This window comes from Streptomyces sp. UH6 (genome assembly GCF_013421635.1).
Lineage (GTDB): Bacteria > Actinomycetota > Actinomycetes > Streptomycetales > Streptomycetaceae > Streptomyces > Streptomyces abyssomicinicus.
The window spans coordinates 1-3,187 of record NZ_JACADT010000674.1 but is presented as its reverse complement, the minus strand read 5'-3'; the positions used below and the strand labels follow the sequence as shown (position 1 = coordinate 3,187).

2 protein-coding genes are annotated in these 3,187 nt (G+C 74.5%); one reads left to right on the top strand and one right to left on the bottom strand.

The features are described 5' to 3' along the window. A partial coding sequence (locus HW445_RS24065) for a WD40 repeat domain-containing protein (protein WP_308799788.1) occupies positions 1-1,890 on the bottom strand: 1,890 nt, incomplete at its 3' end. Positions 1,891-2,118: 228 nt separating this feature from the next. Here HW445_RS24065 and HW445_RS24060 point away from each other — a divergent pair. After that, positions 2,119-3,187: ABC transporter ATP-binding protein (locus tag HW445_RS24060; RefSeq protein WP_180223037.1), on the top strand; the 1,069-nt coding region annotated here is incomplete at its 3' end.

Sequence of the window (3,187 nt, the reverse complement as noted above, 5' to 3'; positions counted from 1 at the left end):
CTGCGGCGCGGTGAGCTGCGGGACACCGGCCGGCGTGCGGGGCGTCCGGCCGCCGTCGGGGCCGGACCGCCACAGCAGCACACGGTTGTCCCAGCCGCCGGTCACCGGGGTGTCCCCGAGCCAGGCGACGGTGCTGACGGCGTTGGTGTGACCGGCCAGCGTCTCCACCGACCGCGCCCGCCAGGTCCCGGGATCGACGGTCCACAGCCGCGCGGTGAAGTCGTAGCCGCCGCTGAGCAGGACGGGCGCGCCGCCCGGCTGCCACGCCACGGCCTTGACCGACTCGTCGTGCCCGGTGAGCACACCGAGCAGCGCGCCCGACTCCAGGTCGTACAGGCGGATCGTGCGGTCCCGGGAGGCGGTGGCGAGCACGTGGGTGGAGCCGATGGTGGTGACCGAGCCCGAGTTGACGAGTTCGCCGTGGCCGGTGAAGGAGCGGATCAGCTCCCCGTCCGCGGTGATCAGGTGCGCGGTCCGGTCGGTGGAGACGGTGACCAGGCGGTCGTCGCCGAGCCAGCTGAAGTCCTTGATGGACCCGTCGTGCCCGTGGTACCTGAGGACCGGGGTGAGGCGTGTGCCGTCCCAGCGGTGGATGCCCAGGGCGCCGCTGTAGTCGGCGACCGCGAGCCGGGTGCCGTCGGCCGACCAGCCGACCCGGTTGACCGGGTGCCCGAACTCCTCGGCCGTCAGCTCGCGGTCCTCCCGGTCGCCCCGGCCGGCGTCGGCGAGGGAGAGGACGCCGACCCGGCCGCGGAACGTGCCGTAGGCGCACAGGTCGCCCGAGGCCGTGAGCGAGACCGCGTTGACCAGGCTGCCGTCGCCCACGGGCACCCGGAGCGGAGCGCCCGCGCCGTCGGCGTCCGGCCAGAAGGACACCCGGCCGTCGTCCCCGCCGGAGGCGAGCAGGGCGCCGGCCGTCACCAGGTGGTTGATCCCCGCCGTGGTCGAGGTGGGCGTCACCTCGAAGGTGGGACCGGTCTCGTCCGGCGCCTGCTCGGGCACCGTGAGCAGCTCGGCGGCGGAGCTGATCGTGCCGACGATCAGCTCCGCGCCGTCCGGCGACCAGTCGAGCGACCGCGGCCACAGGTGCGGTCCGTACCACCGCGACAGCTCCCGGCCGTCGGCGCGGTTCCAGATGCGCACCGTGCTGTCGTACGCGCCGACCGCGACCCGCTCGCCGCCCGGGGACCACGCGACCGACTTGACCGCCGCGTCGTAGGGGCCGAGCTTGGACACCAGCTCACCGTCCGGGCGCAGGATGTGGACGTAGCCGTCGTCGCAGGCGGCGGCGAGCAGTTCGCCGTCGGGCGACCAGCGGCACATCTCGGCGTGGCCGCTCTGGTCCAGGGTGCGCACCAGCGTGCCGTCACCGGACCAGATGCGGATCCTGGCGTCCTCGCCGCAGGTCGCCAGCGCGTCCGGTCCGCCGGCGTCGACCGACATGCAGTGGTCGGCATGGGTGAGGGTGACCTCCGCGAGCGTGCCCGTCACGATGTCCCACACCCGGCCGGTCCCGTCCTGCGACACGGTCACCAGGCGGTCCTCGTCGATCCAGGCCACCGCGTTGACGTCGTCGGGCTGCCGGGAGAGCACGTTGACCAGACCGCCGTCGGCGGTCCGCCACACCCGGCAGACCTTGTCCGCCCCGGCGCTGGCCAGCAGCTCGCCCGACGGGGAGAAGCGGACCGTGTTGACCAGCCGTTGGTGGTGGCGCACCCATCGGATCCTGCGGGTGTCGCGCTCCCAGACGACGACCCTGCCGTCGTAGCTGCCGGTGGCGTAGCTCTTCCCGTCCGCGCTGAACGCGACCGAGGTCTGCGGCGACGCGTGGGCCGGCGGGGTGCCGGTGGTGGTGACGACGGACTCCAGGGGGACGTGGACACTGTGCACGGAGGGCTCCTGTCGGTACGGCATCCCAGCGGGGGCGGACACGCCGAGGAGCGGCGCTCCACGGCTCGTGGCAAGAATGCGGGACGGCGCCCGGGCAGGGACCCCCCACAAAGCTGCGGTGCAACTTCCTGCCGACCGCCGTGGAAGGACACGCCGAGGAGGCAGGGTGGACACGGCCCGGCCCGTCACCCTCGTGCCCCGTCCGCCCTCGAGACCCATCGGGATGCCATGTCGCTGCGCGCACTGCCCCCTGCCGATCCCGGCGTCCCCGACGTCCGGTCCGGTCCGCGTCTGCTCCTGTGGCTGGAGAGGCGTCAGTGGCGCGGACAGCTCGCCGCCGGACTGTGGGGCCTGCTGCACCTCGCGTCCCTGGCGGCGCTGCCGGTGGCGGTGGGGCGCGCGGTCCAGGCGGTGGCCGACGGGTCGGCGGGCGCGCTCGCCGCGGCCGCCGGACGGCTCGTCGTGACGGGCGCGGTGGCCGCCGTCGCCGACACGATGCTGCAACGCGCCGCCGTCACCAACTGGATCACCGCCGCCACCCGTCTCCAGCAACTGCTCTCCCGCAAGGCCGCCGAACTCGGCACGGTGCTCGGACGGCGGGTGGCGGCGGGCGAGGTGGCGACCGTCAGCACCAACGACGTGGAGAAGATCGGGTGGTTCGTGGAGACCACGGCCCGCTTCTCCTCGGCCCTGGCCGCGGTCACCGGGGTGGCGGTCACGATGGCCGTCGCACAGCCGGAGATGGCGTGGATCGTGGCCGTCGGATGCCCGCTGATGACGCTGTCCTCGCTGCCGCTGCTGCCGTACGCGACCCGGCGCGCCGACGTGCAGCGGGCCAGAGCGGGCCGGGCCACCGTCCTGGTCTCCGACACCGTCGCCGGCCTGCGGGTGCTGCGCGGCATCGGGGGCGAGGAGCTGTTCCTGCGCCGCTACCGCCGCGCCTCCCAGGAGGTGCGCGGTGCCGCCGTGCACAGCGCGCGCATGTGGGCGCTCATCGCCGCCGTGCAGGTGGTGCTGCCGGGCCTCTTCCTGACCGCCGTCGTCTGGCGCGGGGCGCGTCTCGCACTCGAGGGGAGCATGCCCGTCGGTGAGCTGATCACCTGTTACGGCTTCGCCGCCTTCCTCGTCACGCCGCTCAGGAGCTTCGAGGAGATGGCCATGGCCTGGTCGTTCTCCCGCCCCTCCGCCCGCCGTGCGGCCCGGCTCCTCGCCATGCGGCGGCAGCCGGTGCCGGCGGCCCCGCGGTGCGACGTCCTGCCCGACGGCGATCTGTTCGACCCGGTCACCGGGACGCTGG